This window comes from Neisseria shayeganii 871 (assembly GCF_000226875.1).
GTDB classification, from domain to species: domain Bacteria; phylum Pseudomonadota; class Gammaproteobacteria; order Burkholderiales; family Neisseriaceae; genus Eikenella; species Eikenella shayeganii.
This window is the reverse complement of record NZ_JH164926.1, coordinates 639747-664336: the sequence shown is the minus strand read 5'-3', so window position 1 is coordinate 664336 and position 24590 is coordinate 639747. Positions and strand designations below refer to the sequence as shown.

The following is a 24590-nucleotide window of genomic DNA, read 5'->3' as shown; positions in this document are numbered from 1 at the left end:
CAGGCTTTCAAATCACGCCTTCTTCGCGCCAGCGGGCGAGGTCGGCATCGGTATAGCCCAAGCCGCGCAACACGGCATCGGTGCTGCTGCCCAAGGCTGGGGGCGGGCTGTCGTAGCGCACGGGCGTGGCGGAGAGTTTGACGGGGTTGCCGAGCATGCGCACGGGGCTGCCTTGTTCGGCGAAGTCTACCACCATTTGGCGGTGCTGTACCTGCGGCAGTTGCAGGGCTTCGGCGATGTTGTTGATGGCGCCGCAGGGCACTTGTACCGCTTCCAGTGCGGTCAGCCATTCGTCGCGCCCGCGTTGCCTAAAGGCTTGCGCCAGCTCGGGCACCAGGAGGTCGCGGTTGCGCACGCGCTGCGGATTGGTGGCGAAGCGCTCGTCTTCGTGCCAGCGTCCGCCGAGTACGCCGCAGACGGCGGCAAACTGTTTGTCGTTGCCGCAGGCCAAAATCAGGTGCTGGCCGCCGGCGGTTTCAAACACTTGGTAGGGCACGATATTGGGGTGGGCGTTGCCCAGACGCGGCGGCACCTCGCCGGAAGCGAGGTGGTTCATGCCCACATTGGCGAGCATGGCCACGGCGGAATCGAGCAGCGACACATCCACATGCTGGCCTTCGCCGGTGTGCGCCCGCGCCAACAGGGCGGCCTGGATGCCGATGGTGAGCTGGAGGCCGGCAAACAAATCCACCACCGCCACGCCCACTTTGTGCGGCAGGCCGTCGGTGGGGCCGGTGATGCTCATCAGCCCGCTCAAGCCTTGGATGATGTAGTCGTAGCCGGGCTTGGCGGCATCGGGGCCGGTTTGGCCGAAGCCGGTGAGCGAGGCGTAGATCAGGCGCGGGTTGACGGCTTTGAGCGATTCGTAATCAAGGCCGTATTTTTTCAGGCCGCCGACTTTGTAGTTTTCCACCAGCACGTCGGCTTCGGCCGCCAGCCGGCGCACAATGGCCTGCCCTTCGGCGCTGGCCATATTGATGGTGAGCGACTGTTTGTTGCGGTTGACGGTGCCGAAGTAGGCGGCGGTGCCGTCGGCAAAGGCGGGCGGCGACCATTGGCGGGTTTCGTCGCCGGCGCCGGGCCGCTCCACTTTGATGACTTCTGCGCCCAAATCGGCCAGCGCCTGGGTGCAGGAAGGACCTGCCAATACGCGGGAAAGATCCAATACTTTAATGCCTTGCAATGCTTGTGTTGCCATCATCCATTCCTTTTTTCAGGGATATTGTGGTGTGGTTGTTCATTCGGTTTCAGGTAGCCTGCGGCTTTACTTGGCCGGCCTGTTGCAGGCAGCGTCGTTTGGCAGCGTTGGAGGCCATATCCAGCGGGCTGCGCCCATTGCATTCGCGGACAGCCGGATCGGCGCCGGCGGCCAGCAGGCAGCGCACCACGGCATCTTCGCCCCAACTGGCGGCGCCGGACAAGGCGGTTTCGCCGCTGGAGTCGCGCCAATTGACATCGGCGCCGGCAGCCAGCAAACGGCGCACGCGGCTCACTTTCCCGGCCCAGGCGGCAGCGTGCAGGGCGGATTCGGCCCCGCCTTCTTCGGCACTCAGGCCGCCGGAATTTTGGAAAAAATGGGTCGGCATGATGCATCCTTTGAACAATCTGTTTGCGGCACCGCCTAAGCATCGAATTGTTGTAGAGCCTGTTGTCCATTCACCGGCACGGCGGTTTTTAGCTCCGCCGGTCTGCTGCACGCCCGAGAAGGCAAAAGCACAGCAAGCCTACACAGCTGGCGCACATTTCGTTGCCCCCTTGTGGGATTCGCGCCGCAGATAGGAACTTTTGACCACAAAAACCGTCGCAATGTAGGTTGTGAGCAGGCGCTTAGTACAGCGCGCGGTCGATGCAGCGGGCGCAATCTTGCCGGCTGTCGGCGGCACAGGCGGCGTGGTGGTGGATGCCGCGGTCGTGTTCGAGACGCTGTTGGCGGGTGCACACGCTTTCGCGCGCGCCGCCCAAGGCTTGCAGTACGCCGATGCCGGCTTCCTGGTAGGCATCGAGCGCCACATCATTCACCTTCTGAATGGCCGACAGGCCGGCTTCGCCCATGGTGTGTTTCAACACCCGGTCGCCGATATTGTCTTGGCCGCGGTGGCCCATGCGGGCGGCTTGGTTCATCACGTTTTGGGTTTGCCCCCAGCGTTGGCGGCAGGTTTCGTCGAGCGCCATCGGGCGGTCGGCGGCACGGGCGGCCGCCCATTCCTGTGCCACGCAATCGGTGGCGCTGGCGGCATGGCTGCCGAAGTGGCGCAGCCCTTGGCCGACATCGTGCGCGGTTTCGCGTAAAGAGTCGGCCGCAGCCGGGGCGCTGAACAGTGCCAGCGCGGTCAACAGCAGGCCGAATGCGCGGAGGCGGTGAAACAACATATTGGATGGTGTGCCGTAATGAAGAGGGACGAATATTTTGACGGCATAGCCCTGCCGGGCAAGCGCCATGCCGTCAAAATATTCAGGCTACCTGAAAGCCTGATGCTGCTTTTAGGTAGCCTGCGTTTCGGTTTAACCGAAGGCGGCGATGCCGGTTTGGGCGCGGCCCAGAATCAGGGCGTGTACGTCGTGCGTGCCTTCGTAGGTGTTGACGGCTTCCAAGTTCATCACGTGGCGAATAACGTGGTATTCGTCGGCGATACCGTTACCGCCGTGCATGTCGCGGGCCACGCGGGCGATGTCCAACGCCTTGCCGCAGTTGTTGCGTTTGATTAGGGAGATCATTTCGGGCGCGGCTTTATCTTCGTCCATCAAACGGCCCACTTGCAGGGCGGCTTGCAAGCCCAGGGCGATTTCGGTTTGCATATTGGCCAGTTTCAGCTGCACGATTTGGGTGGCGGCCAGCGGGCGGTTGAACTGTTTGCGGTCCAGAGTGTATTGGCGGGCGGCCTGCCAGCAGAATTCGGCAGCACCCATGGCGCCCCAGGCAATGCCGTAGCGGGCTTTGTTCAGACAGCCGAAGGGGCCTTTCAAACCGCGGATTTCGGGGAAGGCGTTTTCTTCGGGCACGAACACTTCGTCCATTACGATTTCGCCGGTGATAGAGGCGCGCAGCGAGAATTTGCCTTCAATTTTGGGTGCAGACAGGCCTTTCATGCCTTTTTCCAAGATGAAGCCGCGGATTTCACCGGCGTCGTCTTTGGCCCACACCACGAACACATCGGCAATCGGGCTGTTGGTGATCCACATTTTGCTGCCGCTCAGGGAGTAGCCGCCGTCCACTTTTTTGGCGCGGGTTTGCATGGAAGCGGGGTCGGAACCGGCATTCGGTTCGGTGAGGCCGAAGCAGCCGATCAGCTCGCCGGTGGCCAGTTTGGGCAGGAATTTTTCTTTCTGTTCGTCGGTGCCGTAGGCCCAGATTGGGTGCATCACCAAGCTGGACTGTACGCTCATGGCGCTGCGGTAGCCGGAATCCACGCGCTCTACCGCGCGGGCGATCAGGCCGTAGGCCACGCTGCTCATGCCGGCACAGCCGTAGCCGTCAATGGTTACTCCCAGCAAACCCAGTTCGCCCATTTGGCGCATGATGTTGCGGTCGAAGTTTTCTTCGCGGTTGGCCATCAGAATGCCGGACATCAGCTGCTCTTGGCAGAACGCTTCGGCCGATTCGGCCACCATGCGTTCTTCTTCGGTGAGCTGGCTGCTCAGCAGCAGGGGGTCTTCCCAAGTAAACGGTGCACGGGTTTGTGCCATGATGATTCTCCTTGAAATCAAATTGAAACAGAAAAATATTCCGCCAGTCGAAATATTGTTTTACAATACGGAACGAAATATAAGCAAAAACGAAAGGGCTGTAAAGTGATAAATACCATTTCCGCCGAAATCCAGCGCGCCGAAATTGAGAACGACCGCCAATTCGTGACCGCGCTGGCCCGGGGTCTAGGCATTTTAAGCGTTTTCGAGAACAGCAACATCGCGCTGACGCACCAAATGATCTGCGAACGCACCAAGTTGCCCAAGGCCACGGTGTCGCGCCTGATCTACACGCTGCTGTGCACCGAGTTTCTGGCGCAAGACCCGGACGGCGGTTACCGCTTGGGCATGGCCGCCATCCGCATCAGCGCCACCGCTTGGGCGCAATACGATTTGATCCGCCACGCCCAACCCCTGATGGCCGCCTTTGCCGCCGAGCACCATGTGTCGGTCAACATCGCCAAAGAAGAAGGCGGCGAAATGCTGTATCTGGCCTGTTGCCGTAGCCCGGCGCGCCTGGCGGTGCAGCTGATGGTGGGCAGCAAAGTGCCGGCGGCCCAAACGGCCATCGGCCGTGCGTATTATGCCGTAGCCGATGATTTCCAGCGAGCGCATTTGCGCCGTCATCTGCCGCCGCTGCCCGAAATGGAAACGGCGCAACAGCTGGAGATGCTGGCCGGCCATGAGGCGTTTTACCGCGAGCACGGCTATACGCTGTCTGCCGGTGAATTTTCACCCGATATTTTGGCCGTGGCGGTGGGCGTTTATAATCGGGCAGAACAGCGTTACACCCACGCTTTGAATGCCAGTGTGCCGGCCAGCCGCTGGCAGGAGGCGGATTTTGTGCGCGAGATTGTGCCGGGCTTGCAAAAGCTGGCTCAGGAAATCAGCGCGGCGTGATTTGATGCCGGTGATTGGCCGGGCAGTGTGTGATGAGAAAAAGGCTACCTGAAAACGTTTCAGGTAGCCTTTTGTTCTCCTTTATTGTCCCATGTAACGCATATTGGCGCTGCAGGCTTTACTTCTTGGTGGAAATGCCCAGCAGGCGGTAGATCGGGCAGAAGTTGATCAGTGCGGTGGCCACGAAAATGATGCCGATCCAGCCCCATACGCCGATCACGCCGGTCAGGCTCAGGGCGATCAGGGCGATGCCGGCAATCAGGCGCAGGAGGCGGTCGGCTTGTCCGAGATTACTGTTCATGAATGTTCTCCTTTAAATAAGCAGGGATGAAACGGGGGTAAAAGATTAAGCACGGTTCCAAGGCATGCAGGCCAATAGTTTGGCCATGCCGCAGAAGCCGGTGAGACCGGCGAACAGCAGGCCGGCGCCGACAAAAGCACACAAAGCATAAAACCATGGCGAAACGGCAAAACCGAGCACCGCGCCCAGCAAAACCAGGCTGCCGGCGGCAATCTGCACTTGGCGCATGATGTCCAGCGGTTGACCGGGTTTTGCCTGCACGGGCAAGCCGGCTTTGGCCCAGGCATTCAGACCGCCGTCCAAAATATACACTTCGGGGCAATCGCCCGCGCATTGGGCGAGGGCGGCGGCGTTTTGTCGGGTGCGCATGCCCGACAGGCAGCTGAAAATCACGGTGCGGCCGGCGGGCAGGGCTTGGTGGGCCAATTGGTCTAGCGGCAGGGAAACCGCGCCGTCGATGTGGCGGTGCGCATATTCGCCGCTGCTGCGGATGTCCACCAAGACGGCGCCGTTTTTCAGTTTCTCGGCGGCCTGCTGCGGGGTAAGAACGGGTAAAGCCATCACGCCTCCTTTATGATTCGGTTGGGCAAAAGTTTTCTTTCAATACGGAAACAATCCGCGCCACTTTTTCGTCGCATACCGAGTAATACAGGGTTTGACCGTCGCGCCGGTAGGCAATCAAGCCTTCGTCGCGCATTTTGGCCAAGTGTTGCGAGAGGGCGGACTGGCTGAGCGTGGTGCATTCGTGAATCTGCCCCACGCTCATTTCGCCGTGCGCCATCAGCAGGCACAACACCTGTAGGCGGTGGGCATTGCCCAAGGTGCGCAGAAATTCTGCGGCGGCAGCGGCCTGTTCGGCTAGGGAAAAAGCTTGTTGTTCCATAATTCAGTTTTTTCTAATTTAGAATAATCTAAAGTAAAAGTCAAGCGGGTTCTGTGCAGCCACTCTATTTCTGCTTTTCTCTGCTTTTCAAAGAGACAAGGTTCGGGTCTGTTCTGTTCCCGCTGCCGGCGGTTCGCGGCCTTCCGCCAGGGCTTGGCGCCAGGCTTGGATGGCGGGCAGCAGCAGATCGGCTTCCGAGGTGTAAAAGCGTTCGCGGCCGCCGAAGCGGCGGATGTTGTCGCGTTGGCGCTGCATGATGGCCACGTCTTGGCCGATGATGAGGCGGGATAAGGGCTCGAATACCAGCCGCACCAAAGGCCCGAGGCGGCCGTAGCGGAAACTGATGACGGTGTGCACTTCGGTTTCGTTTTCGCCAATCGGGGTGCAGCTGGAGGTGATGATGTAGTGTTTGCGGTCGGAGAAGCGGTAGTCCACGCGCGAGGTGGCCGGTGCGATGAAGCGGTCGGTGTGGCGCATATCGGTGCCGCTGTTTTGTAGCAGCCGCCACACCCAGCTTTGTTCGCGCGGCTCGTTTTCGTATTCCACCTCGGCCCCGTCCGCCAGATGGCGCAGAGTGGCGCGCACCGGTTTGCCGGTGGCGGAGCGGAACCAGGAATCGTGTACATACACGGCGTGCGGGCAGTCGAGAAAGTTCTCCAGACACTGGGCCACCGGTGCGGCGAAGCGGGTGCGCATGCGGAAACTGGTCCAGCCAGCTTCGTTCAGATGAGGAAAGGGCAGCGGCGCTGGGGTAGCGGGGTTGCCGGGGCAGAGCCAGACATAGCCGTCTTGGGCGGTGCAGTGCACGGTGGGAATGCGGATGGCGGGCAGCGCTTGACCGTCCAGCGCGGGAATACGGGCCAGGCGGCCATCGGCGGCAAACTGCCAGCCGTGGTAGGGGCACCGGATTTGCCCGTTACACACTTTGCCGGCCGACAAGGGGGCGTTGCGGTGCGGGCAGCGGTCTTCCATGGCCGCAAAGCGGCCGTTGCCCGCATGGAACACCACATAATGGCGGTCGAACAGGGTAAGGCATTGCGGTTTGCGCCGTACATCGCGTTCGGTGGCGGCGATGTACCAGTAATTGTGTAGAGACATGGCGGGCAGGGGAAAGGCTACCTGAAAGCCTGTGGTGCTTATTCCGTTGTGCAGGACGGTTTCAGGTAGCCTGCGGCTGAGTGGCAAGAAAACGGATTATAGCCAAAATCGGAACGGGGCGTTCCGGCCAGGTTTGCCAGGTTGGCTGACCGCCAAAGTCGTGCGCCCGGGCAGGCAGCAAAATCGGCATTGCGGTAAACTGGCCGGGCTTTTCACTCTTTCCCGTTGCGTGCATGACCCGTATCCGTTTTTTCCCCGCCACCGAAGCCGACGATGCCGAACTGCGCGCCCTGTTGCGGCGCAATGTCATGGACGGCCCCATCTCGCTCACCTTCCGGCGCGAGCCGTCTTATTTTGCCGCGGCCGCCATCCAAGGTGCGGAGGCGGAAATCTACAAAGGCGTGGACACCGACAGCGGGCGTTTGGCCGGCTTGGGCGGGCTGTTCCGTTTTCCCGCCTATTTCAACGGCGAATTGCGCACCATCGGCTATCTGGCCGACCTGCGCTTGGAAGCGGCCTACCGCAACGGCCTTGCCCTGCGCCGCGCCTATGATTTCCTGCGCCAACAGCAAGCCGGCCGGCCGCTGCCGGTTTATACCAGTATGATTCTGCAAGACAATCGCGCCGCTTTGTCGATATTGGCCGCCCGCCGCGCCGGCCTGCCCGATTATCTGCCGCAGGGGCGGGTACACACGCCGATGATTCAGTTGGCGTGGCCGAAAGCCGCCGTTCAGGTAGCCGGGGTAACGCTGGCACGCGGCCGGGCGGGCGATGAGAAGGCGGTGTTCGCCTTTATCAACCGCGAACATGCGCGCCGCCAGTTTGCCCCGCATTACGGGCCGGCCGATTTGCACAACGGCCGTTTGCGCGGTTTGCAGATGGAAGATTTTCAGATCGCCCGCCGCGGTGGCGAGATTGTCGGTGTGCTGGCGGCGTGGGATCAGCACGCCAGCCGCCAGATTCATGTGGAAGGCTATCGCGGCGCCTGGCGCCGGCTCAAGCCGTTTTACAACGCCTTATGCCGCTTCACGCCTTATCATCCCTTGCCGGCGCCGGGCGGAATGCTGCCTTATTTTTATGTGTCGTTGGTGGCGGTGGCCGGCGATGATCTGGATGTTTTCCGCGCCCTGCTGCGCGCGCTTTACCGTGAACGCCGCCGCGGACCGTGGCACTATATGGTGTGCGCCCTGCACGAGCGCGATCCGCTGCTGCCGGCGTTGGCCGAGTATCGGCGCATCGAGGCGGGCGGCGAGCTGTTTACCGTGGTGTTTGATGCGCAACAGGCCGAGCAGCCGGACGGGCGGGTGCCGTATGTCGAGCCGGGGGCGTTGTAGCCGCCGGGCACGCGGTGTTCAGGTAGCCTTTCCGGTAATGTCTTGCCACGACAGGCCGAAACGGGCCAGATATTTGCGCAGGCGGTCGCTGTCGTTGGGGGTGGCGCGTTGGGTGCGGGACACGTTAAACAGCGCCCGTCCGGCTGCGGCCATGTTTTTGTGCCGGCGGCATTCGGCCAATACGTTTTCCAGCTGCATGATGTCGAAACGATCCCATTGTTCGATGTTTTGCCCTTTGCGGGCCAACCATTCGGCCAAATCGTTTTCAGGTAGCCCGCGGAGGGACATCGGGCTACCTGAAAGCCCTGCCTCGTCTGCCCACAGCCATTGCAGCCGCACGATTTCCGCTTCCACCGATTCGGTTTGAATCCGCCCCTGCGGGGCAAGCGTGGCCAGCCGCAGGATGCTGGCGGCCAAGTCGCGGAAGTTGCCGCGCCATAAGGCTCGCGGCGACAGGGCGAAATCCAGATAAGCGGCGTAAGCTTCTTTGTTAAACCGGGTGGCGCGGCCCAAATCTTGCGAGGCGAGGGCAAGCTGGTGTTCGATGTTCGGCTCGATGTCTTCGCGCCGGTCGGCCAGTGCGGGCAGGGTGTATTGCCAGATGTTGATGCGGGCGAACAGGTCTTCGCGAAAGCGGCCGGCGCGCACCTCTTGGCGCAAATCGCGGTTGGTGCCGGCAATCAATTGAAAATCGCTGCGCACTTCGCTGTCGCTGCCCATCGGGTAAAAATGTTTTTCCTCAATGGCTTTGAGTAACATGGCTTGCTCGTCCAAGCCCAGCTCGCCGATTTCGTCGAGAAACAGTACGCCGTGGTCGGCGGTTTTCAGGTAGCCTTCGCGTTTGTCGGCCGCGCCGGTAAACGCGCCTTTTTTGTGGCCGAACAGGGCGGATGCGGCACCGTCGCCGCGCAGGGTGGCGCAATTCACATCCACAAACCGCCCGCCGATTAAATGGCGCGCCTTTTTCAGCTCGTAAATCCGCCGCGCCAGCATGGATTTGCCCGCGCCGGTGGGGCCGCTGAGCAGAATCGGCGAAGGTGAATGGAGCGCCACTTGTTCGATTTCGGCAATCATGCGGTTAAACGCCGCATTGCGCGTGGCAATGCCGCTTTTCAGATAGCGCACGGCATCGGCGCGCACCGCCGCCAGCCGTTCGGCCAGCACATCATAACGGGCCAAATCCAAATCGATCAGCTCATAGCTGCCGACATCGCCTTCCAGCATGTTTTGCCTTTGTTTTTTCGGCGGTGCGGTTTGCAATAGTACGCCGGGTATCTGGCGGCTTTCCACCAGCAGAAACAGGCAAATCTGCGCCACGTGGGTGCCGGTGGTAATGTGTGTCCAATATTCTTCATGCTCGGTATCAAAATCATAAGCCGACGCCCAAGCGTGCAGCTTGGTATATACCTCGCTGAAATCCCACGGGTTGTCCAATTCCATCGGCACCAGGTTTACCTGTGTGTGCGGTGAGCATTCTCTAATGTCGGCCTGCACCAGCTCGGCCAAATCGCGGTATTTTTCGGCATAAAACAGTTCCATACGCCCAACGGGCACGTTGCTGCGCTGCCCGATGGCCACATTCGGCCGCCATTTCTGCCAGCGGCCGTGGCCTTTGCCGGCATCCAGCTGGGTGCCGATGAAGCTGATCACTACGCGCGTTTTGTTGCTATCCATATTTCTATAAAAATATCTTTAAAAATAGATTTTCATTATATATAAAAATTCACAGAAATATTTTTCAAAATTTATTTTCAATGAATTCATTTTATTATAAGAAATTTTGCGGTGTATTTTTGCTTTGGCACGCCGCTTGCAATATGGCTGTCAGGCACGCTGCACAAATGCCGAAGGAATTACAGCTTGTAGACGCTCGAGGTTGCGGGTTCGAGTCCCGTCTCTGCCGCCACACTATGGCAGAGTAGCTCAATCGGATAGAGCGCGAAATATTTCTTCAATCCTTGTTGTGCGGCGTGCCGCCGAATCAACAGGCCGCCTGATTGCGCATGCTTTCAGGTAGCCTTCCCGAGAGGGAGACTTTTCGGTGCGGCCGGCAAATGCCGGAGGAATTACATGGGTCGCGGGTTCAAGTCCCGCCTTTGCCGGTAGGCAAAGTAGCTCAGCAGGGTAGAGCGGTGGATTCATTTCTCCCAGTTTAGTTGTTGGCTGCACCTTCTTTTTCGGCGGATGCCGGCAGGACTACAACCTCAAACCTGTCTTGCCACCCCTAGCCGCCACTTATTGTTGGGGCTGCCCGAAGGTTCGGGCGGCTTCGGAAAGGAAAGCGATATGGCGAACAGCAATTTGTTCCAATCCATCAAAAACCGTTTGCGCGGCCAAAGCCTTCAAGAAGCCGCCGCCGATACACGCAACCAAGCAGGCGGCTTGGCCTATGCCTTAACGCCCAAACAGCAGCTTGCCCAGCTGGCGGCCACCGGTTGCCTGAACAACACCTATTACGCCGATGCCGAAGACCAGCTGAATCAAATCATCGAATTGGCTGCACAGCTGGATGCGGATTTCATCGCCCAAACCGCGCTCTATGCACGCGAAACAGCCTATATGAAAGACATGCCCGCCTTGCTGCTGGCGGTGTTGGCGCAGAAAGACGTGTCCATGCTGGCCCGCGTGTTCGACCAGGTGGCGGACAACGGCAAGATGCTGCGCAACTTCGTGCAGATCATCCGCAGCGGTGCAGTGGGTCGGCAGTCTTTCGGTTCGCGTCCGAAAAAGCTGATCCAGCATTGGCTGCTCACCGCCGATGAAAAGCAGCTGCTCAATGCTGCCATTGGCAACCGGCCTTCTTTGGCCGATATCGTGAAAATGGTTCACCCCAAACCACAGGAAAGCTGGCGTGCGGCCTGGTTTGCCTGGCTGGTCGGCAAGCCGTTTGACACAGCCGAGCTGCCGCCGCTGACCCGGGCTTTTGAGGCCTACAAACGCGAACGCAGCGGCCCGCTGCCCGAGGTGCCTTTCCAAATGCTCACCGCTCTGCCTTTGAACAAGGGCGATTGGGCGCAAATTGCCCGTAACGGCTCTTGGCAGCAGGTGCGCCAAAGCTTAAACACTTTTCATCGCCACGGTGTGTTTGAAAAGCAGGCCAACATCAAACAGGTGGCGCAAAAACTGCGTGATCCGGCCGCCATCGCCCGCGCCCGCGTGTTGCCTTACCAACTCTTAACAGCGTTTCAGGCAACTTCCGACCAGTTGCCCGCCGCCATCCGCGATGCCTTGCAGGATGCGATGGAAATCGCCGTGCAAAATGTGCCGGTGCTGGACGGCAAGGTGGTGGTGTGCCCCGATGTGTCCGGCTCCATGCACAGCCCGGTGAGCGGATGCCGCGGTTCGGTCACCAGCGTGACCCGCTGCATCGATGTGGCGGCGCTGATGTCGGCGGCCGTATTGCGGGCCAATCCGCAGGCGAGGGTGCTGCCGTTTGAAATGGTCACGGTTAATGTGCGGCTCAACCCGCGCGACAGCATCATGACCAATGCCGAAAAACTGGCGGCTGTCGGTGGCGGCGGCACGGCGTGCAGCGCGCCGTTGTCGAGACTCAACAGCGAAAAAGCCCAAGTGGATTTGCTGATTATGGTGTCGGACAACGAAAGCTGGGCAGACCGCGAACAGCGTTGGGGCGGGCGGACGTCCATGATGAAGGAATGGACGGTTTTGAAAAAACGCTGCCCCCATGCCAAGCTGGTGTGCATCGACCTCCAGCCCAATACCACCGCCCAAGCGCAGAACCGGAGCGATATTCTGAATATCGGCGGTTTCTCCGACAGCGTGTTCGGCCTGATCGGCGAATTCGCCCGCCACGGCATGCACGCCGACGGCTGGGTGGCGGAAATCGAAAACACAGCCCTGCCGGCGGTGCAATAGGCTTTCAGGTAGCCTGACAGGCTACCTGAACAGCGCACTCCGCCCGCAACTGAAGACCGTGTTGATATAGATATGGAATGAGAAAACAGATGAATTACCAAGAAATACAAACCGAAAACGGCTTGCCGATCAAAATGTGGACCAAAGGGGTGCCGGTGGAGCCGGCGGCCGAGCAGCAGCTGCGCAATTTGGCGCAAATGCCGATTGTGTTCAAACACATTGCGGCAATGCCCGATGTGCATTACGGCATCGGCGCCACCGTGGGCTCGGTGGTGCCGACCTACCGCGCCATCATTCCCGCCGCGGTGGGGGTGGACATCGGCTGCGGCATGATTGCCTGCAAAACCACGCTGACTGCCGCCGATCTGCCCGATAATCTGTCTGCCGTCCGCAGCGCCATCGAGGGCGCCGTGCCGCACGGCCTGACACCGAGAAAAATGGGGCGCGACAAAGGCTCATGGGATACGCCGCCCAACGAAGCGGATGTGGCTTGGGCGGCGCTGAAAAGCGGTTTCGACAAAATCTGCGCCAAATATCCGGTGTTGAAAAACACCAATAACTACCGTCATATGGGCACCTTGGGCACCGGCAACCATTTCATCGAATTGTGTTTGGACGAGCATCAGGCGGTGTGGATCATGCTGCATTCCGGTTCGCGCGGGGTGGGCAATGCCATCGGCAGCCTGTTTATCGAATTGGCGAAGAAAGATGCCGAGCGCAACAACGTGCACCTGCCCGATCAAAATCTGGCTTATTTCGAAGAAGGCAGCCAGTATTTCCAGGATTACTGCGAAGCGGTGGAGTGGGCGCAGAATTTTGCCCGCGCCAACCGCGAAGTGATGATGAGCCGCGTGATTGCGGCGGTGCGCAGCGTGATTACGAAGCCGTTTGAAACGCATTTGGAGGCCGTCAATTGCCACCACAATTATGTGCAGCGCGAAACCCATTTCGGGCAGCAAGTGTTTGTGACCCGCAAAGGCGCGGTGTCGGCCAAGACGGGGCAGTTGGGCATCATTCCCGGCAGCATGGGCGCGAAAAGCTATATCGTGCGCGGCAAAGGCAATCCGGAGAGCTTCGAGAGCTGCAGCCACGGGGCGGGCCGAAAAATGAGCCGCACCGCGGCCAAAAAAACCTTTAGCGTGGACGACCACATCGCCGCCACCGAGGGTGTAGAATGCCGAAAAGACGCCGGCGTGATTGACGAAATCCCGATGGCGTATAAAGACATTGATGCGGTCATGGCTGCCCAGAAAGACTTGGTGGATGTGGTATATACCCTCAAACAGGTGGTGTGCGTGAAAGGCTGAGGCCGAAAACAGGCTGGTCAAACCGGCGGTGCTCGGGTATAATCCGCGCTTCTTTGGCGGGTCTCCCCGCATGATGGTCTGGGACAAGGGGTCAGGTGCGGAAGCAAGCAGCCCATCTCGGATTCAGCAGTGCCGGGGTTCTGGCTCGCCACCCTATTTTGAAGGCTGCTCCGTTTGGAGCAGCCTTTTTGTATGGCGGTTTGCGGTGTTTTGCGGCCAGCTGAAGGTTGCGGCTACCTGAAAAGTGGGGCGGTAATGGCGCAACGCTTCGGCGAGCCGGCAACAGGCTGAGACCTTTGCAAACCCCCCAGATGTGGATGCAGTTCAAGGCGTAGCAGCGCAGCGAGCGTGAACGCAGGAATCCCCGTGGGACAGACATATCACACGATAGGCAAGCGAGCGAGCAGCACACAACGCAGAAATGCGCCGCAGATGGGGGGTTGCAAAGGTCTCAGGCTTTGGAGGGGCTGCATGCTTTAAGCGGCTGCGGCCATCTGTTATAGTGGCCGGCCTTTTGTTTCAGATGAAAGCCGGGCGGCCGATGGGTAAGCGCCAAGCGTCCCGCGGGCGGGTGTTCCCGCCTGCTTTGTTTCCCGATGTGCTCACCGCCGATGATGCCCTGTTGCGGCGCATTGCCGCCGCCGATTACGGCATGGAGGCGGCGCGCCATTTTGCGGCGCTCAAAGAAGTGCTTACGCTGCAAAACGGCTATCTGTCGCTTGAGGCGGATCAGGCGTTCTATCCTGCCGAAACCGTGGAATTGGCGGCCTATCGGGCTTCGGATTCCCGCGCTTACTTCATTTGCCATCTGATGTTGGTGCAAAGCACATTGGCCGGCACGGCTTGGTTCGGCTTGGCTGGCTACCGGCAGCATTATCTGGATTCGCGCGCCGGATTGCCGATGAGTGTGCAGCGGCAATTGGATGCCGCCTATGCTTTGGCAGAAGCGCGCGGCGAAATTTAGGGCTTGAGACCTTTGCAAAACCCGCATCTGCGGCCTTATCCCCCAAGGGGACGCAGAACAGGTTGGCAAGATGTCCCATCTGGCTGCGTTGGCGGGTTTGACTGGCGAAGCGAAAAAAACGCTTCGCCGGCAGGATGACGACACGCCCTACAGCCGCCGGCTTGAAGATTGAATTGTTTTGTGAGGATTGAAAAAATGTCAGAAACTTTATTGCCCAGTGCGCCCACTTTGGAAACCATCCGCCGCCACCGCTCCATCCGCAAATATACCGGCGAGCCGGTGTCGCCGGAAATGTTGGCAGCGGTGCTGGAAGCGGGGCGAGCGGCCAGTTCTTCCAGTTTCATGCAGTGTGTGCACATGGTGCGGGTAACAGACCACGCGGTGCGCGAACGCTTGTTTCAGATTGCGTCTCAGCAGAAGTATGTGTTGGAAGCGCCTGAATTTTTGGTGTTCTGCATGGACTATACCAAGCACCGCCAGCAAGTGCCGGAAGTGCAGCTGGACTACACGGAAGTGATGCTGATCGGCGCCGTCGATGCCGGCATCATGGCGCAGAATGTGCTGCTGGCGGCCGAATCTCTCGGTTTGGGCGGCGTGTATATCGGCTCGCTGCGTAACGATATTGCGGCAGCAGCTGAGGTGTTGGGTCTGCCGGATACCGTGGTGCCGCTGTTTGGTATGTGTTTGGGTCATCCCGACCAAGAACCGCTGTACCGTCCGCGTCTGCCTTTGGCGAGCCTGGTGAGCGAAAACCGCTATCGGGTGTGCCCGCCGGAAGAGCTGGCGGCCTATAACGCCAAATTGGCCGAGTATTACCGCCAGCGCAGCGGCTTGGATTTGGATTGGCAGAAACAGGTGGCCAATACGCTGGCCAAGCCGGTGCGCCCGCACATTCTGCCGTTTTTGCAGCAGCGCGGTTTTGCCAAGCGCTAAATGCTGAACGCTTTCAGGTAGCCCCACAGGCTGAGACCTTTGCAAAACCCCCATCTGCGGCGCATTTCTGCGTTGTGCGCTGCTCGCTCACTTGCCTATCTGTATGATATGTCTGCGTTCGCTGTGCTGCTACGCCTTGAACTGCATCCACATCTGAGGGTTTTGAAAAGGTCTCAGGCTACCTGAAAGCTTGATGGAAGGAAAACAATGTCGGTCGGCCATTATGAAAACTTTCCCGTCGGTTCGCTGGCGCTGCCGCGCCGCCTGCGCCGCCCGGTGCATGCCATTTATGCCTTTGCCCGCACGGCCGACGACATGGCCGACGAAGGCGAGGCCGAGGCGTCTGCCCGCTTGGAACAGCTGGCCGGCCTGCGCGCGGAATTGGACAGAATGGCCGCCGGGCAGACGCCGCAAACCGCTTTGATGCAGCGCCTGCAAAGCGAGGCGGTGCAGCCTTTTTCCTTGCCACTGGTGCCGTTTTACGACTTGCTCTCCGCTTTCGAGCAGGACGTGGTGAAAACCCGCTACGCCCATTTCGGCGAACTGGTGGACTACGCCCGCCGCAGCGCCAACCCGGTTGGCCGCCTGTTGCTGCACCTTTACGGCCAAACCGACGAGCGCAGTTTGGCCCAGAGCGACGGCATCTGCACCGCTTTGCAACTGATCAATTTCTGGCAGGACGTGGCTTTGGATTGGCAGAAAAGGCGCGTGTATCTGCCGCAGGAAGATTTGGCCCGTTTTGGCGTGAGCGAGGCGCAAATTGAAGCGGGCAAAGTGGATTTCGCCTTTCAGCGCCTGATGGCCTTTCAATGCGAACGCGCGCACAAAATGCTGAAAGCCGGCTCACCCTTGGGCAAAACCCTGCCCGGCCGCATCGGCTTCGAACTGCGCATGATTGTGGTGGGCGGGCAGCTGATTCTGCAAAAGCTCGACGGCGTCGGCTACGATGTGTTCCGCCAACGCCCGACCTTGGGCGTGAAAGACGGCTGGCTGATGGTCAAGCGGGCTTTGCTGAGGAAGTGAATCGCAACCGCGACCTGCCTTCTCGTGTGCATCTTTGAATACTCAAACCGAAGGCTTTGGCCTTCGGTTTTTTCATGCGCGTTAAATGTCCATAACCGGCGGTAAAGTATGTCGGGGTAAGCGGCTACCTGAAAAGCAGGGCATCAGGCTACCTGAAAAGTAGAGAATGGGGCTTTCAGGTAGCCTGAGACCTTTGCAAAACCCCATCTGCGGCGCATTTCTGCGTTGTGCGCTGCTCGCTCGCTTGCCTATCGTGTGATATGTCTGCACTCGCTGTGCTGCTACGCCTTGAACTGCATCCACATCTGGAGGTTTTGCAAAGGTCTCAGCCTAATGTTTGCCCGAGCGCCAAATCGACCAAATAATCCACAGGCTGTTGGCGAAGGCCAGCAGGTAGCCGACGAAGCCGAAAAACGAGAGGCCGAACAGTTTGGGGCCGGTGTTGCTGGAGAGCACGATGGAGGAGCCGACGATGAGGGCGGCGGTCACCACGCCCATGGTGAGGCGGTTGGCCACGCGGTCGAGGTGGTGGTTGAGGTCGTCCAGGCGTTTGAGGTCGAGGTTGACGTTGAGCTTGCCGTTTTGGATGCGGCGGTTGAGGCGCATCAGGTTTTCCGGCACATCGTCGATAAGCTGGGCCAGCATGCGGCTGTGGATGCGGGTTTTGCGCCAGATTTGCTGCGGCGACACCCGCTGTTTGAGCACGTTTTGCACAATCGGTTTGGCGTGCTCCAGCATTTCGAAATTGCCGTCCAGCCGCTTGACCACGCCTTCGAGGGTGATCAGGGTTTTGAACAGCATCACCAAATCGCCGGGCAGGGTGAGCTCGTGGGTGCGCATGATGCGGGTGATGTCGTTGATCACTTGGCTGATGCGCAAGTCGCGCATGGCGGTGTGCTCGTAGTTGAGCAGCATTTCCATCACGTCGCCGCCGAGCAGGTTTTCGTCAGGCAGCTCGCCCTGCGCCCAGTTGGCCAGCACATACTGCATGGCGAAGGGGTCGCGGTTCATCAGCGCTTCGATGAGGGCGATGATTTCGTTGCGGCGGGCGCTGTTGAGATGGCCGACCAGGCCGAAATCGATCAGGCCGATGTTGAGGCCGGGATAAATAAAGATGTTGCCCGGATGCGGGTCGGCATGGAAAAAGCCCTGCCGCAGAATCATGCCCAGCAGCACGTCGGTCACGCGGCAGGCCAACAGATGGCGCTCTTCGGCGGAAAAAGCGTTGCAGTCGGTGTCTTTCAGCAGCGGGGCGTCGATGAATTCCTGCACCAGAATCTGGCGGTTGCTGTATTCGGCATATACCTTGGGAATGCGGACGTGCGGATTGTTGCGGCAGATGGCCTCGAAGCGTTGCAGATAGCGCAATTCCACCGATAAATCGGTTTCCCGCGCCAGACTTTTGGCAAAATACTGCACCATCTGCACCGGGTGGTAGCGGCGGCTTTCGCCGATTTCCGATTCGATAAGCTGTGCCAAATGGGTTAGAATGCGCAGGTCTGCCTGAATGGTGGATTCGATATCCGGACGTTTGACTTTCACCGCCACCCGGCTGCCGTCGTGCAAAACCGCGCTGTGCACCTGTGCAATCGAAGCGCTGCCCACCGGCCGCGGATCAATGGAACGGAACACTTCTTCCAAAGGGCGGCCCAGCTGGCTGGCCAAGAGCGCGCGCACTTCCTCAAACGGCATCGGGCTGACATTGCTTTGCAGCTGTTCGAATTCCTCAATCCATTCGGCATTGAAGATATCGACGCGGGTGGACAGAATCTGTCCGAGCTTGACGAAAGTCGGCCCCAACTCCTCAAATGCCAACCGAAAGCGGCGCGCCGTGCTCAGATAAGCATTTTGCGTGGCGGCTTCCGCTTCTTCCCGGCCGAACCAAGACGCATGGTTCAGTTTGATGCGGCGGATGAATTCGCCCAGGCCGTGACGGGCCAGAATGGCAACGATTTGGCGCAGGCGGCCGATGTCGCCCATGGCGGAGAAAGCAGGTTTGATCATATCAACCGGTCGAAAGTAAAAAGCAAATCCGGCGTCATGCCGGCATCTGTGCAAACGGCACACAGCATAACATAAGCGTTCCGGCCAGGGGCGCGAAAATGGAAACCCAGTATCGATGAATCGGATAAAACAAATAGGCCGCTGGGCCCTCACCGTCTGCCTGCTTGGCTGGTCGGTTTCGGCTTGGGCGGCGCCCGAAGGCTTGGACAGCGATGCGCTGGACAGGCTGATCCGCGAGCGTACCGGCAGCAGCCAGGCACCGGCGTCTTCCACTCCCGCGCCGCAGCAGTCTGCCGCCCCGGCCGACGAAGCCGGCGATCTGATCATGAACGCCATGAGCCTGATCGGCGTGTCTTACCGCTTCGGCGGCAATTCGCCCACCCAAGGTCTTGATTGCAGCGGCTTTATGCAATACATCTTCCGCCGCAGCATGGGCATTACCCTGCCGCGCACATCGGCCGAAATGGCGCGTGTCGGCCAGCAGGTGGACCGTGCCAACCTGAAGCCCGGCGACATGGTGTTTTTCCGCACCGCCGGCGGCGGCCGCATTTCCCATGTGGGCATGTATATCGGCAACGACCGCTTCATCCACGCCCCGCGCACCGGCAAAGACATCGAAATCACCAGCCTGAGCAGCCGCTATTGGAGCAGCAAATACGCCACTGCCCGCCGCGTGAGCCGTTCCGGCCGCTTCACCCAGTAGGCCGCCGCATGAGTATGCCCGAACTGCCGAAATGGTATGGCGACAACGGTGAGATTGTGTCGTGTACTGAAAAGGTAAAAGTGATGCGCGAAAACATGCAGGAGCTTTACCAGCTGGCGCAGGACGCGTTTGAAGACGCGCTGTTGATGGGTTGCGGCGAAGCACAGGTGCGTGAATTTCTGCTGGAATTGGTGCGCTCGGTGGAAAACCCCTACCGGCCGTCGGAATAAATTCTGCCCAAAGCGGTTTGATGTTGCAGGCTACCTGAAAGCTGAAAAGCAGGCTGTTTTCAGGTAGCCTGTAGCACCGTTGAATCTACTATTTTCAAGCCAGTCTGAATTGATTAAGGAGTCAGCCATGTTTAGCCATATAGTCATCGGCAGTAATGATATTGACCGTGCGCAAGCCTTCTATGACGGCGTGTTGGCGGTGCTCGGCGTGGGCAAGGGCAAACGCCAACAAAATGCCACCGGCCAACAGCGGGTGCTGTATTTTCATGCCGCGGGCTTTTTGGGTATTACTGAGCCGATTAATGGCGAGCCGGCCAGCGTGGCCAACGGCAGTACCATCGGCTTTGCCTGCTCTTCTATTGAGCAGGTGCAGGCATTTTATGATACTGCCATTGCCTTGGGTGCCACACCGATAGAAGACGCCCCCGGTATCCGCACACCGCCATTTGGCAAGGTTTACTTAGCCTATGTGCGTGACTTGGACGGGCATAAGCTGTGTGCGGCCTACCGCCTGCCTCCTGATGGCGAATAAATTGAATAGATTTGTCTGATTGCTGTGTTTTTGAAATCGGTTTGGGAGTCGTCCAATGTCTTCCCCTTGCGTCAAAATCTATACCGCCGCCCAAATGCGGGCGCGCGAGCAGGCCGCGGTGGCGGCCGGCACGCCGTTTCTGCAGCTGATGGAAAACGCAGGCCAGGCCGCGGCGGCGGATTTGCTGCGCCGCTGCCCTGAGGCCCGCAGCGCACTGATTGTGTGCGGCAAAGGCAATAACGGCGGCGACGGCCTGGTGATGGCGCGGGTGTTGCAGCAGCACGGCTGGCAGGTGGCGGTTTGGCTGGTGTTGGGCGAAAATTTGTCGGACTTGGCTGAAACCAACCGCCGCCGCTTGGCCGGTTTGCCGGGCGTGACGCTGACGGTGGGCAGCAGTCTGCCGGACAGCCTGCATACCACGGATCAGGATGTGGTGATCGACGGCATTTTCGGCACCGGCTTCAGCGGTGCTTTGCCGGCTTCGGTGGCCGGATGCTGCCGCCGCATGAACGAAATGTGCGGTTTGAAAGTGGCGCTCGACATCCCCACCGGCCTCAACGGCGACACCGCAGAAGCGGATGCCGACACCTTCCGTGCCGATCTGACCTATGCTTTCGCCGCCTGCAAGCCCGCGCATGTGGACGCCAGCGGTAAAAACTATTGTGGTGAGGTGTGCTGTTTGGACATCGGCATCGATTGAGTTTTGCCCTGCCGACGGGTGCCCAACCAATCATGGAAACAGGCTACCTGAAAACCGATCAAGCGGTTTCAGGTAGCCTGTTTGCTATGGGCAAAGATTAAGCTTGGTTTTCGGCTTGCTGGCGCTGCCAAACCGCCACCATGGTTTCGGCGGCGGCCACGCAGTCGGCCAGTGGGGCGACGAGGGCGATGCGCACATAGCCGCGGCCGGGGTTGCCGCGTGTGGTGTCGTGGGCGAGGAAGCGGCCGGGCAATACCTGAATCGCCGCTTCGCGCCACAAGGTTTGTGCGAAGGCCAAATCGTCGCCGTCGGGGATGCGCAGCCAGATGTAAAACGAGGCGTCGGGGCGGCTGACTTCAAAGGCCTGCGCCAACACCGGCAGCACGCGCTCGAATTTTTCCCAATACAGGCGGCGGTTTTCGGCGGCGTGGGCTTCGTCGTTCCAGGCGGCGATGCTGGCCAGCTGCACCGGCACGCTCATGGCGCTGCCGTGGTAGGTGCGGTAGAGCAGAAAATCTTTCAGCAACGCGGCATCGCCGGCCACGAAGCCGGAGCGCAGGCCGGGCGCGTTGGAGCGTTTGGACAGGCTGGTAAAGCTCACCAAGCCGCGCAGGCCGCGGCCTTGTTCCACGGCCGCCTGCAGGCAGCCGACGGGCGGCTCGCCGTCGAAATAGATTTCCGAATAGCATTCGTCGGCGGCGATGATGAAGCCGTAGCGGTCTTGCAGGGCGAACAGTTCGGCCCAGTCTTCGCGCTGCAGCACGCTGCCGCTGGGGTTGTTGGGCGAGCAGACAAACACCAGGCGGGTGCGCTGCCAAACGGTTTCGGGCACGCTTTGCCAGTCGGGCTTGAAGGCGGGGGCGGGGCAGTCGGCAAATTCGATGTCGGCGCCGGCGAGCAGGGCGGCGCCTTCGTAAATCTGGTAGAAGGGGTTGGGGCTGAGCACCACCGGTTTGGGGTCGGTGCTGCCGTCGATCACGGTTTGCACAAAGGAAAACAGGGCTTCGCGGCTGCCGAGTACGGGCAGGATTTCGCTGTCGGCATCCACGCCGATGCCGTAGCGGCGCTGCAGAAAGGCGGCGCAGGCGGCACGCAGTTCGGGCAGGCCGGCGCTGAGTGGATACACGGCCAGTTGGGGCAGGGCGGCTTGGAGGGCGTCGGTGATGACGGCGGGCGTGGGGTGTTTGGGTTCGCCGATGTGCAGCGGTACGGGCGGCAGGCCGGCGGGGGCGTCGATGTCCTGCATGGCGGCACGCAGGCGGGCGAAAGGATAGGGCTGGAGGGCTTGCAGGCGGGGATTCATGGCGGCGGTTTGGGAAGAAAGAGATCGGATGGTTTTCAGGTAGCCTGTGCGTTTGCTGTGGAAAACAGGCTACCTGAAAGTGTGTGTTCAAATAGAGAAAATCTAAGCCGATACAGGCAGGGCTTCGATGACCACGCTTTCGCCGGCGGCGCTGCTCAAAACGCTGCCAAGCACGGCGAAAAATTCGCTGCCGTCGCGGCCGGCCACCCAGGCACCGTCTTGCAGGGCGAAGTGGTAGCCGCCGCTTTTGGCGGCAATCCACAGCTCTTGATTGGGGGTGTGGCGGTTGATGACGATCTGGCTGCCGTCGGGCGCATCGATATTGAGCACGTTGCCGCGGCTTTCGCAGTCGAAATCAGCGGCGCTGTTTTCGAGCTGGTCTTCGATGTGGGCAAACAGGCGGTCGGAATAATGCAGAAATTCGCTTTCGGTCATGATGATTTGTGCGGTGCGGTATTTTTGTTTAAGATGCCGCATCTTGCCACAGCCGCCTGTTTCAGGCAATTTCAGCGAGTTGTTTATGTGTGCGAAAACCTTTTCTATCTTGGCGGCCGCGGTGCTGCTAGCGGCCTGCGGCTACAAGGGCGATCTTTATCTGCCCAAAGAGGGCGACCAGGCGCGCTTCGGGCCGGTGCAAACCGGCTTGCAGTTCTCGCCGCCCGCGCCCATGCCGCACAGCGAAACCCCGCCGCCGATTCCCCTTGATCCCGAGTAAATCCATGACCTTACGTTGCGAAAACCTGGCTTTTGCCGAGCTGGCCGAACAGTTCGGCACCCCGCTTTATGTGTACAGCCAAGCGGCGCTGACCGATGCCTACCGTGCCTATACGCAGGCCTTTGCTGCCTTAAACCCGTTGATCTGTTATGCGGTGAAAGCCAATGGCAATTTGAGCATTCTGCGCCACTTCGCCGCGCTCGGCTGCGGTTTCGACATCGTCTCCGGCGGCGAGCTGGCGCGGGTGCTGGCGGCCGGCGGCGAGGCGGGCAAAACCATTTTTTCCGGCGTGGGCAAAAGCGAAGCCGAGATGGCGTTTGCCCTGCAATCGGGCGTGAAGTGTTTCAATGTGGAGAGCCTGCCGGAATTGGACCGCCTCAATGCCGTGGCCGGCCGTTTGGGCCTTAGCGCTCCGGTTTCCCTGCGCATCAACCCCGATGTGGATGCGCAAACCCATCCCTATATTTCCACCGGCCTGAAAGCCAATAAATTCGGCATCGCCATGCAGGACGCCGAAGCGGCCTACCTCCATGCCGCCGCGCTGCCGCATCTGAACGTGGTGGGCATCGACTGCCACATCGGTTCGCAGCTCACCAACCTCGCCCCGCTTTCCGAAGCCTGTGAACGCCTGCTGATGCTGATCGACAAATTATCGGCAGCGGGCATGGTACTGGAACACATCGATTTGGGCGGTGGCGTGGGCATTGTGTACCAAGACGAAAGCGTGCCTGATCTGCATGCCTATGCCGAGGCGGTGCAACGCCTGCTCGGCGGGCGCAAACTGTCGCTGATTTTGGAGCCGGGCCGCAGCCTGGTGGGCAATGCCGGCACTTTGCTGACGCGGGTGGAGTTTGTGAAAAAGAACGGCGACAAATCCTTTGTGATTGTGGATGCCGCCATGAACGATTTGATGCGCCCCGCGCTCTATCAGGCTTACCACCACATTGAAAACGTATCGCCGGCAGCGGGCGAGCCTTTTGTGGCCGATATTGTGGGGCCGATTTGCGAAACCGGCGATTTTCTGGCGCAAAACCGCGCCATCGCCGCCTGCGCCGGCGACCTTTTGGCGGTGCGCAGCGCGGGTGCTTACGCCGCCAGCATGGCTAGCAACTACAACACCCGCCCGCGGGCGGCCGAAGTGCTGGTGGACGGCGATCGGGCGAAGCTCATCCGCCCGCGCGAAACCGTGGACCAACTGTTGGCTGCCGAAGCGGCCTGTTTGCACGATGATTGAAAAAATAGGCCGCATGGCGGCGGGCGGGCGGGCAAAAGGCTACCTGAAAGGCTGTTCAGGTAGCCTTTGCCTTGTTAGCGGCCAAGTGTGGCTCGGCCTTGGTGCCAGAAAGGAGCGGGCATGACGGCTGTATTGGGCACGCCGCCGCTGCCGCCGAAAAGCGTGGCCCTGTTGGCTCGGGCCGGCATCCGCAGCGTGGCCGATTTGCAGGCTTACGGCGCGGCGGCGGCTTTTGCCCTCTTGCGGGCGGAGGGGCTGCCGGTGCCCGAAGCGGTGTTGTGGCGCTTGGGCGAATTGGCCGCCGGCCTGCCGGCTTTTTCCTTGGACGAGAGTGGTAAACAGGCTTTGCGTGCACGGCTGAAACGCACGCCGCCGCAGGCGCTGTTTCCGCCCGCCGAAGAAGCGGCGCATTTTATGCGGCTGGCGCTGCGGCAGGCCGAACAGGCTGCAGCGGCAGGCGAAGTGCCGGTGGGTGCGGTGGTGGTGCGCGGCGGGCAGGTGTTGGCGGCGGCGGCCAACCGCTGTGTGGCCGAACACGACATCAGCCGCCATGCCGAAATTGCCGCGCTGTCGGTCGCCGGACGCGCGCTCGGCAATTACCGGCTGGAAGGCTGCGATCTGTATGTGACGCTGGAGCCGTGCGCCATGTGCGCCGGTGCGGTGATGCAGTCGCGCATCCGCCGTTTGATTTATGCCGCCGCCGAGCCGCGCAGCGGCGCGGCGGGCAGCGTGCTCAATCTGTTTGCCGAGCCGCTGCTCAACCCGCACACCGCCGTGCAAGGCGGCGTGTTGGCCGCTGAAGCGGGGGCGCTGTTGCAGGCGTTTTTTCGGGCGCGGCGGGATTAGAGCTGTTTCGATTTAATTAA

At 60.2% G+C, this 24590-nt stretch carries 28 protein-coding genes, 1 other RNA gene and 2 pseudogenes; 17 read left to right on the top strand and 14 right to left on the bottom strand.

All coding sequences use genetic code 11. The features are described 5' to 3' along the window. Nucleotides 1–7: 7 nt before the first annotated feature. From HMPREF9371_RS03035 to HMPREF9371_RS03020, 4 genes are all read right to left on the bottom strand, one after another. On the bottom strand, nucleotides 8–1198 hold the full coding sequence (locus HMPREF9371_RS03035; RefSeq protein ID WP_040660072.1) for a CaiB/BaiF CoA transferase family protein: 1191 nt from the start codon (nucleotides 1196–1198) through the stop codon (nucleotides 8–10). A 49-nt stretch (nucleotides 1199–1247) separates the two neighbouring features. Next, a complete protein-coding gene (locus HMPREF9371_RS03030; RefSeq protein ID WP_009118413.1) occupies nucleotides 1248–1586 on the bottom strand; it encodes an ankyrin repeat domain-containing protein in 339 nt (112 codons plus the stop codon). A gap of 241 nt (nucleotides 1587–1827) precedes the next feature. Next, complete coding sequence (locus HMPREF9371_RS03025; protein ID WP_040660070.1) at nucleotides 1828–2370, bottom strand: hypothetical protein; 543 nt, start codon at nucleotides 2368–2370, stop codon at nucleotides 1828–1830. A gap of 132 nt (nucleotides 2371–2502) precedes the next feature. Continuing rightward, nucleotides 2503–3684 (bottom strand): acyl-CoA dehydrogenase, encoded by a 1182-nt coding sequence (locus HMPREF9371_RS03020; protein ID WP_009118411.1) that lies wholly within the window; start codon nucleotides 3682–3684, stop codon nucleotides 2503–2505. A 105-nt stretch (nucleotides 3685–3789) separates the two neighbouring features. Between HMPREF9371_RS03020 and HMPREF9371_RS03015 the strand changes: the two genes are divergently transcribed. Beyond that, entirely contained in the window at nucleotides 3790–4584 is a 795-nt protein-coding gene (locus HMPREF9371_RS03015) for an IclR family transcriptional regulator (RefSeq protein WP_009118410.1), read from the top strand. A gap of 118 nt (nucleotides 4585–4702) precedes the next feature. Here HMPREF9371_RS03015 and HMPREF9371_RS03010 read toward each other — a convergent pair whose 3' ends face one another. The 4 genes from HMPREF9371_RS03010 to HMPREF9371_RS02995 all read right to left on the bottom strand — a co-directional run bounded on the left by HMPREF9371_RS03010 (nucleotide 4703) and on the right by HMPREF9371_RS02995 (nucleotide 6953). Further along, entirely contained in the window at nucleotides 4703–4885 is a 183-nt protein-coding gene (locus tag HMPREF9371_RS03010) for a YgaP family membrane protein (RefSeq protein WP_009118408.1), read from the bottom strand. Nucleotides 4886–4930: 45 nt separating this feature from the next. Continuing rightward, nucleotides 4931–5446, bottom strand: a complete 516-nt coding sequence (locus HMPREF9371_RS03005; protein WP_009118407.1) for a rhodanese family protein — start codon at nucleotides 5444–5446, stop codon at nucleotides 4931–4933. Nucleotides 5447–5456: 10 nt separating this feature from the next. Further along, on the bottom strand, nucleotides 5457–5768 hold the full coding sequence (locus tag HMPREF9371_RS03000; RefSeq protein ID WP_009118406.1) for an ArsR/SmtB family transcription factor: 312 nt from the start codon (nucleotides 5766–5768) through the stop codon (nucleotides 5457–5459). 87 nt (nucleotides 5769–5855) lie between these two features. Beyond that, nucleotides 5856–6953, bottom strand: a complete 1098-nt coding sequence (locus HMPREF9371_RS02995; protein ID WP_009118405.1) for a Rieske 2Fe-2S domain-containing protein — start codon at nucleotides 6951–6953, stop codon at nucleotides 5856–5858. 146 nt (nucleotides 6954–7099) lie between these two features. Between HMPREF9371_RS02995 and HMPREF9371_RS02990 the strand changes: the two genes are divergently transcribed. Continuing rightward, nucleotides 7100–8200 (top strand): hypothetical protein, encoded by a 1101-nt coding sequence (locus tag HMPREF9371_RS02990; RefSeq protein ID WP_009118403.1) that lies wholly within the window; start codon nucleotides 7100–7102, stop codon nucleotides 8198–8200. Nucleotides 8201–8218: 18 nt separating this feature from the next. Here the strand turns inward: HMPREF9371_RS02990 and rtcR are convergent, their stop codons facing one another. Further along, on the bottom strand, nucleotides 8219–9874 hold the full coding sequence (gene rtcR / locus HMPREF9371_RS02985; protein ID WP_009118402.1) for an RNA repair transcriptional activator RtcR: 1656 nt from the start codon (nucleotides 9872–9874) through the stop codon (nucleotides 8219–8221). Between the two features lie 612 nt (nucleotides 9875–10486). Between rtcR and HMPREF9371_RS02980 the strand changes: the two genes are divergently transcribed. The 3 genes from HMPREF9371_RS02980 (at nucleotide 10487) to ffs (ending at nucleotide 13536) form a co-directional block, all read left to right on the top strand. After that, nucleotides 10487–12076: a TROVE domain-containing protein gene (locus tag HMPREF9371_RS02980; protein WP_040660067.1), complete on the top strand. Its 1590-nt coding sequence runs from the start codon at nucleotides 10487–10489 to the stop codon at nucleotides 12074–12076. Nucleotides 12077–12165: 89 nt separating this feature from the next. Further along, complete coding sequence (locus tag HMPREF9371_RS02975; protein ID WP_156786979.1) at nucleotides 12166–13383, top strand: RtcB family protein; 1218 nt, start codon at nucleotides 12166–12168, stop codon at nucleotides 13381–13383. Between the two features lie 55 nt (nucleotides 13384–13438). Beyond that, nucleotides 13439–13536, top strand: an RNA gene (ffs, locus tag HMPREF9371_RS11430) — signal recognition particle sRNA small type. Between the two features lie 80 nt (nucleotides 13537–13616). Here ffs and HMPREF9371_RS13100 read toward each other — a convergent pair. Continuing rightward, nucleotides 13617–13815 (bottom strand): annotated as a pseudogene (locus tag HMPREF9371_RS13100) (ATP-dependent exonuclease). Between the two features lie 109 nt (nucleotides 13816–13924). Between HMPREF9371_RS13100 and HMPREF9371_RS02970 the strand changes: the two are divergent. The 4 genes from HMPREF9371_RS02970 to hpnC all read left to right on the top strand — a co-directional run bounded on the left by HMPREF9371_RS02970 (nucleotide 13925) and on the right by hpnC (nucleotide 16303). Next, nucleotides 13925–14347, top strand: coding sequence for a hypothetical protein (locus tag HMPREF9371_RS02970; RefSeq protein WP_040660062.1), 423 nt, complete (start codon nucleotides 13925–13927; stop codon nucleotides 14345–14347). 195 nt (nucleotides 14348–14542) lie between these two features. Continuing rightward, entirely contained in the window at nucleotides 14543–15280 is a 738-nt protein-coding gene (gene nfsA / locus HMPREF9371_RS02965; RefSeq protein WP_009118398.1) for an oxygen-insensitive NADPH nitroreductase, read from the top strand. 39 nt (nucleotides 15281–15319) lie between these two features. After that, complete coding sequence (locus HMPREF9371_RS13095; RefSeq protein WP_009118397.1) at nucleotides 15320–15466, top strand: hypothetical protein; 147 nt, start codon at nucleotides 15320–15322, stop codon at nucleotides 15464–15466. A 21-nt stretch (nucleotides 15467–15487) separates the two neighbouring features. Then, nucleotides 15488–16303: a squalene synthase HpnC gene (gene hpnC / locus HMPREF9371_RS02960; protein WP_009118396.1), complete on the top strand. Its 816-nt coding sequence runs from the start codon at nucleotides 15488–15490 to the stop codon at nucleotides 16301–16303. An 81-nt stretch (nucleotides 16304–16384) separates the two neighbouring features. Here the strand turns inward: hpnC and HMPREF9371_RS13850 are convergent, their stop codons facing one another. Then, nucleotides 16385–16510 carry a hypothetical protein gene (locus HMPREF9371_RS13850; protein WP_009118395.1) on the bottom strand — a complete coding sequence of 42 codons (126 nt, stop codon included), beginning with the start codon at nucleotides 16508–16510 and terminating at the stop codon, nucleotides 16385–16387. On the opposite strand from HMPREF9371_RS13850, the pseudogene HMPREF9371_RS13090 reads away from it, so the two are divergent. Continuing rightward, a pseudogene (locus HMPREF9371_RS13090) lies at nucleotides 16511–16668 on the top strand (lipoprotein signal peptidase). Here the strand turns inward: HMPREF9371_RS13090 and HMPREF9371_RS02955 are convergent. Next, nucleotides 16634–18307, bottom strand: coding sequence for an ABC1 kinase family protein (locus HMPREF9371_RS02955; protein WP_009118394.1), 1674 nt, complete (start codon nucleotides 18305–18307; stop codon nucleotides 16634–16636). The pseudogene HMPREF9371_RS13090 and the gene HMPREF9371_RS02955 overlap by 35 nt on opposite strands. A 115-nt stretch (nucleotides 18308–18422) precedes the next feature. Between HMPREF9371_RS02955 and HMPREF9371_RS02950 the strand changes: the two genes are divergently transcribed. The 4 genes from HMPREF9371_RS02950 to HMPREF9371_RS02935 all read left to right on the top strand — a co-directional run bounded on the left by HMPREF9371_RS02950 (nucleotide 18423) and on the right by HMPREF9371_RS02935 (nucleotide 20472). After that, nucleotides 18423–19010, top strand: a complete 588-nt coding sequence (locus tag HMPREF9371_RS02950) for a C40 family peptidase (RefSeq protein ID WP_009118393.1) — start codon at nucleotides 18423–18425, stop codon at nucleotides 19008–19010. Nucleotides 19011–19018: 8 nt separating this feature from the next. Further along, nucleotides 19019–19240: a hypothetical protein gene (locus HMPREF9371_RS02945; protein ID WP_009118392.1), complete on the top strand. Its 222-nt coding sequence runs from the start codon at nucleotides 19019–19021 to the stop codon at nucleotides 19238–19240. A 127-nt stretch (nucleotides 19241–19367) separates the two neighbouring features. Beyond that, the gene (locus HMPREF9371_RS02940) at nucleotides 19368–19772 is read left to right on the top strand and encodes a VOC family protein (protein WP_009118391.1); all 405 of its coding nucleotides are present in this window, start codon (nucleotides 19368–19370) and stop codon (nucleotides 19770–19772) included. A gap of 55 nt (nucleotides 19773–19827) precedes the next feature. Further along, on the top strand, nucleotides 19828–20472 hold the full coding sequence (locus HMPREF9371_RS02935) for an NAD(P)H-hydrate epimerase (RefSeq protein WP_009118390.1): 645 nt from the start codon (nucleotides 19828–19830) through the stop codon (nucleotides 20470–20472). 97 nt (nucleotides 20473–20569) lie between these two features. Here HMPREF9371_RS02935 and dapC read toward each other — a convergent pair whose 3' ends face one another. Both dapC and cyaY read right to left on the bottom strand, forming a co-directional pair. After that, nucleotides 20570–21775 carry a succinyldiaminopimelate transaminase gene (gene dapC / locus HMPREF9371_RS02930; RefSeq protein ID WP_009118389.1) on the bottom strand — a complete coding sequence of 402 codons (1206 nt, stop codon included), beginning with the start codon at nucleotides 21773–21775 and terminating at the stop codon, nucleotides 20570–20572. Nucleotides 21776–21877: 102 nt separating this feature from the next. Beyond that, the gene (cyaY, locus tag HMPREF9371_RS02925; protein ID WP_232203114.1) at nucleotides 21878–22213 is read right to left on the bottom strand and encodes an iron donor protein CyaY; all 336 of its coding nucleotides are present in this window, start codon (nucleotides 22211–22213) and stop codon (nucleotides 21878–21880) included. An 82-nt stretch (nucleotides 22214–22295) separates the two neighbouring features. On the opposite strand from cyaY, the gene lptM reads away from it, so the two are divergent. From lptM to tadA, 3 genes are all read left to right on the top strand, one after another. Next, nucleotides 22296–22490 carry an LPS translocon maturation chaperone LptM gene (gene lptM / locus HMPREF9371_RS02920; RefSeq protein WP_009118387.1) on the top strand — a complete coding sequence of 65 codons (195 nt, stop codon included), beginning with the start codon at nucleotides 22296–22298 and terminating at the stop codon, nucleotides 22488–22490. Nucleotides 22491–22494: 4 nt separating this feature from the next. Next, the gene (lysA, locus tag HMPREF9371_RS02915) at nucleotides 22495–23724 is read left to right on the top strand and encodes a diaminopimelate decarboxylase (protein ID WP_009118386.1); all 1230 of its coding nucleotides are present in this window, start codon (nucleotides 22495–22497) and stop codon (nucleotides 23722–23724) included. 120 nt (nucleotides 23725–23844) lie between these two features. Further along, complete coding sequence (gene tadA, locus HMPREF9371_RS02910) at nucleotides 23845–24570, top strand: tRNA adenosine(34) deaminase TadA (RefSeq protein WP_009118384.1); 726 nt, start codon at nucleotides 23845–23847, stop codon at nucleotides 24568–24570. Nucleotides 24571–24590 lie beyond the last annotated feature (20 nt).

Bases quoted from the DNA above. Each gene is read 5' to 3' on its own strand.
- HMPREF9371_RS03035 (WP_040660072.1), bottom strand. From the start codon at position 1,198: ATGGCAACACAAGCATTGCAAGGCATTAAAGTATTGGATCTTTCCCGC.
- HMPREF9371_RS03030 (WP_009118413.1), bottom strand. From the start codon at position 1,586: ATGCCGACCCATTTTTTCCAAAATTCCGGCGGCCTGAGTGCCGAAGAA.
- HMPREF9371_RS03025 (WP_040660070.1), bottom strand. From the start codon at position 2,370: ATGTTGTTTCACCGCCTCCGCGCATTCGGCCTGCTGTTGACCGCGCTG.
- HMPREF9371_RS03020 (WP_009118411.1), bottom strand. From the start codon at position 3,684: ATGGCACAAACCCGTGCACCGTTTACTTGGGAAGACCCCCTGCTGCTG.
- HMPREF9371_RS03010 (WP_009118408.1), bottom strand. From the start codon at position 4,885: ATGAACAGTAATCTCGGACAAGCCGACCGCCTCCTGCGCCTGATTGCC.
- HMPREF9371_RS03005 (WP_009118407.1), bottom strand. From the start codon at position 5,446: ATGGCTTTACCCGTTCTTACCCCGCAGCAGGCCGCCGAGAAACTGAAA.
- HMPREF9371_RS03000 (WP_009118406.1), bottom strand. From the start codon at position 5,768: ATGGAACAACAAGCTTTTTCCCTAGCCGAACAGGCCGCTGCCGCCGCA.
- HMPREF9371_RS02990 (WP_009118403.1), top strand. From the start codon at position 7,100: ATGACCCGTATCCGTTTTTTCCCCGCCACCGAAGCCGACGATGCCGAA.
- rtcR (WP_009118402.1), bottom strand. From the start codon at position 9,874: ATGGATAGCAACAAAACGCGCGTAGTGATCAGCTTCATCGGCACCCAG.
- HMPREF9371_RS02980 (WP_040660067.1), top strand. From the start codon at position 10,487: ATGGCGAACAGCAATTTGTTCCAATCCATCAAAAACCGTTTGCGCGGC.
- HMPREF9371_RS02975 (WP_156786979.1), top strand. From the start codon at position 12,166: ATGAATTACCAAGAAATACAAACCGAAAACGGCTTGCCGATCAAAATG.
- HMPREF9371_RS02970 (WP_040660062.1), top strand. From the start codon at position 13,925: ATGGGTAAGCGCCAAGCGTCCCGCGGGCGGGTGTTCCCGCCTGCTTTG.
- nfsA (WP_009118398.1), top strand. From the start codon at position 14,543: ATGTCAGAAACTTTATTGCCCAGTGCGCCCACTTTGGAAACCATCCGC.
- hpnC (WP_009118396.1), top strand. From the start codon at position 15,488: ATGTCGGTCGGCCATTATGAAAACTTTCCCGTCGGTTCGCTGGCGCTG.
- HMPREF9371_RS13850 (WP_009118395.1), bottom strand. From the start codon at position 16,510: ATGGGGTTTTGCAAAGGTCTCAGGCTACCTGAAAGCCCCATTCTCTAC.
- HMPREF9371_RS02955 (WP_009118394.1), bottom strand. From the start codon at position 18,307: ATGATCAAACCTGCTTTCTCCGCCATGGGCGACATCGGCCGCCTGCGC.
- HMPREF9371_RS02950 (WP_009118393.1), top strand. From the start codon at position 18,423: ATGAATCGGATAAAACAAATAGGCCGCTGGGCCCTCACCGTCTGCCTG.
- HMPREF9371_RS02945 (WP_009118392.1), top strand. From the start codon at position 19,019: ATGAGTATGCCCGAACTGCCGAAATGGTATGGCGACAACGGTGAGATT.
- HMPREF9371_RS02940 (WP_009118391.1), top strand. From the start codon at position 19,368: ATGTTTAGCCATATAGTCATCGGCAGTAATGATATTGACCGTGCGCAA.
- HMPREF9371_RS02935 (WP_009118390.1), top strand. From the start codon at position 19,828: ATGTCTTCCCCTTGCGTCAAAATCTATACCGCCGCCCAAATGCGGGCG.
- dapC (WP_009118389.1), bottom strand. From the start codon at position 21,775: ATGAATCCCCGCCTGCAAGCCCTCCAGCCCTATCCTTTCGCCCGCCTG.
- lptM (WP_009118387.1), top strand. From the start codon at position 22,296: ATGTGTGCGAAAACCTTTTCTATCTTGGCGGCCGCGGTGCTGCTAGCG.
- lysA (WP_009118386.1), top strand. From the start codon at position 22,495: ATGACCTTACGTTGCGAAAACCTGGCTTTTGCCGAGCTGGCCGAACAG.
- tadA (WP_009118384.1), top strand. From the start codon at position 23,845: ATGACGGCTGTATTGGGCACGCCGCCGCTGCCGCCGAAAAGCGTGGCC.